Annotated in this window: 3 protein-coding genes; 1 reads left to right on the forward strand and 2 read right to left on the reverse strand. The window is 59.5% G+C overall.

Features of this window, described 5'->3' with window-relative positions; translation table 11 throughout:
* Positions 1-593 (reverse strand): aminotransferase class I/II-fold pyridoxal phosphate-dependent enzyme (locus EOA60_RS27735; protein ID WP_128312225.1); only part of this gene is annotated, 593 nt, incomplete at its 3' end.
* 130 nt (positions 594-723) lie between these two features.
* Between EOA60_RS27735 and EOA60_RS27740 the strand changes: the two genes are divergently transcribed.
* The gene (locus tag EOA60_RS27740) at positions 724-2,406 is read left to right on the forward strand and encodes a sulfotransferase (protein ID WP_095823689.1); all 1,683 of its coding nucleotides are present in this window, start codon (positions 724-726) and stop codon (positions 2,404-2,406) included.
* 1 nt (position 2,407) lies between these two features.
* Here EOA60_RS27740 and EOA60_RS38385 read toward each other — a convergent pair.
* Positions 2,408-2,685: hypothetical protein (locus tag EOA60_RS38385; protein ID WP_206628276.1), on the reverse strand; the 278-nt coding region annotated here is incomplete at its 5' end.

Genomic DNA, 2,685 nt, shown 5'->3' on the forward strand with positions numbered 1-2,685 from the left:
CCATAGGCCTCGTCCAGCACCAGCATGGTGGTTTCCGGCAGCGCCTCGATGAAGCGGACGAGGTCCGGCGCCTCCCACCAGCTTCCCATCGGATTGTCCGGATTGGAGAGATAGACGAGCGGCGCTCGTTCCCGGGCGACAGCGGCAAGCAGCCCGTCGAGGTCCTCCTTGTCGTTGGCGTAGGGAACCGTCACCAGCCGGCCGCCGACGCCGGCGATGTGGAAGTTGAAGGTGGGATAGGCGCCAAGCGAGGTCACCACCGCGTCGCCCGGCGCGACATACATGCGCGCCACAAGGCCGAGCAGTCCGTCAATGCCTTCGCCGACCACCACGTTCTCGACGCCGACTTTGTGATGCGCGGCCGCCGCGACCTTCAGCTCGAAATTGTCGGGGTCGCAATACATCCACTGGTCGCGCGCGACGCTCTCCATGCGGGCAATCACGCGCGGCGAGGGCCCAAAGCTGCTTTCATTGGCGCCGATGCGGGCGCGGAAAGGCCGCCCGCGCTCGCGCTCCTGCGCCTCCGGCCCGACAAACGGCACCGTGGTGGGAAGCGTGCCGACGATCGGCGTAAGGGAAGGGCGCTGGCGCATGGCAAAGGCTCGGTTGAGAGGAGGCTTCTTGCTAGCTTGAGCGAGGGGTGGGTGCAAGCTGCGCGACAAACAACGAAGACGCACCATAGCCGGACTAGATTCTCCCGCCCGCTTTTGCTAGCGACGCAGGATGAGCAACCGATTGCCGCCTTCCTGGGCAAAGCACCTGAAAACTCAACCCTCGGCTAAGGCGGCACCGCCGAAAACCGTAGCACCCAAGGCACAGCTGAAGTCCGGTCCGTCTCGCGTGCAAGCCGACGACATGCTGTTGAGGCAGGCGCTCGAGTTTCAGAAAGCTGAGCAATTGCCTGAGGCGGAGGAACTCTGCTTTCGTGTCCTGGCGCGTACCCCAAACCATCCGCTGGCTTTTTACATCCTGGGAACCCTCGGCATCGGATTCGACAACGAGAAGGCTTTGCGGTACTTCGCCCGGGCGGTCGGAGAGGAGCCACGAAATCCTTACTACCACCTTAGTCTCGGCGAGACCTACCTGAAGCTCAGCGAGTTTACGCCGGCAATCAGGCACTTTCAGCAGGCCTTGGCCTTGAAACCGGATCTGGTGGAAGCGCTTTGCGCCCTGGGCGAAGCTTACAAGGCGTTCGACAAGGGAGAGATGGCGCTGCCGCTCTTTGAGAGGGCGCTCGAGTTCGACCGAAATCATCCTGGGGCCCGGTTGGGGTTGCCGGGTGCACTCGCGAGCCTTGGCCGTATGGAGGAAGCGGCAGTTCATCTGAAAGAGGCGATAAAACGGCGCATCGCGGTACCGGGAGCCTATCACGCGCTTATGCAAACGCGCAAATTCACGGAAGAGCCGACGGAACTCGCGGCAATCCTCACGGAGATTCGAGATTCGGGCCATGGGCCGGAGGGAATGGCAGCGCTGCACCACGCCGCCGGAAAGGTGCTCAACGATCTCCATCGCTATCAGGAGGCGATGGACCACTTCAAGCAAGGGAATCAGGCCAGGGGCCTAAAATTCGACCTGGGATGCTATCGTCGCTGGGTCGATGCCGTGATCGAGACCTTCACACCCGGACTGGTGGCTTCAATGGCCGCTTATGGCAATCCCTCGGAGGTGCCTGTGTTCATCGTCGGCATGCCTCGCTCGGGCACGACGCTGACAGAGCAGATTTGCGCCAGCCATCCTGATGTTCATGGCGCCGGCGAACTCAGCAAGCTCAGACGAATTGCCAACGGGCTAGGCCTCAGAGACGGCCCTGACGCAAACGTCGCTAAATCGGTCGCGACGATTACTCCCGAATTGACCAAGACGCTGGCATCCGAGCATCTTGCCTATCTACGTGAGCGAGCGCCTGATGCGCTTCGAATCGTCGACAAGATGCCCCACAATTTCGAGTTGATCGGACTAATCGGCATCCTGTTTCCCAACGCGCGCATCATTCATTGCCGCCGCGATGCCATCGACAATTGCATCTCCTGCTTCGTGCTGCAGTTCAATGAAGCGCATAACTACAGCGCAGATCTTGAGACACTAGGGCTATACTACAGAGAATATGACCGCCTAATGCGGCACTGGAACAACGTTCTTCCGGGCCGCATCTTCGAAAACCGGTATGAGATATTGATTGAAAATCAAGAGGAGCAGTCGCGCCGCTTGATAGATTATCTCGGGTTGCCTTGGGACGACGCCTGCTTGCGCTTTTTTGACAGGGACGGCTCGGTAAACACTTTCAGCCGTTGGCAGGTTCGCCAGCCGATTTACAAGTCGTCCGTCAAGCGTTGGAGGAACTATGAAGGCGAGATCCAACCGCTGATCGAAGCCTTGGGCAACTTGGCTGAGGTTGACCTGTAATTTAGTTTCCTACTAGAAAAATTCTGGCCGGAAGGTACACCGCAAAATCGCTCGTGTGGCGATTGGCAGAACGTTCATTGTTTCGTCGTTCTCTGGCGAAGCAAGGAGGGAAGCGGCACGGCGGAGACCAGGAGCCGGGGCGTGAACGGCGGATTTCTGCCATCTTATCGAGTGCAGCACTGCGCAATGGTGCTTTGAGGAACTGCCCGCAGAAAAGAAAAAACCCGGCAGTTGCCCGCCGGGTTTCGATTTCAGTTGGACGCTGCTGATTAGAACCTG

Source organism: Mesorhizobium sp. M1A.F.Ca.IN.020.06.1.1, from assembly GCF_004023265.1.
Classification (GTDB): domain Bacteria; phylum Pseudomonadota; class Alphaproteobacteria; order Rhizobiales; family Rhizobiaceae; genus Mesorhizobium.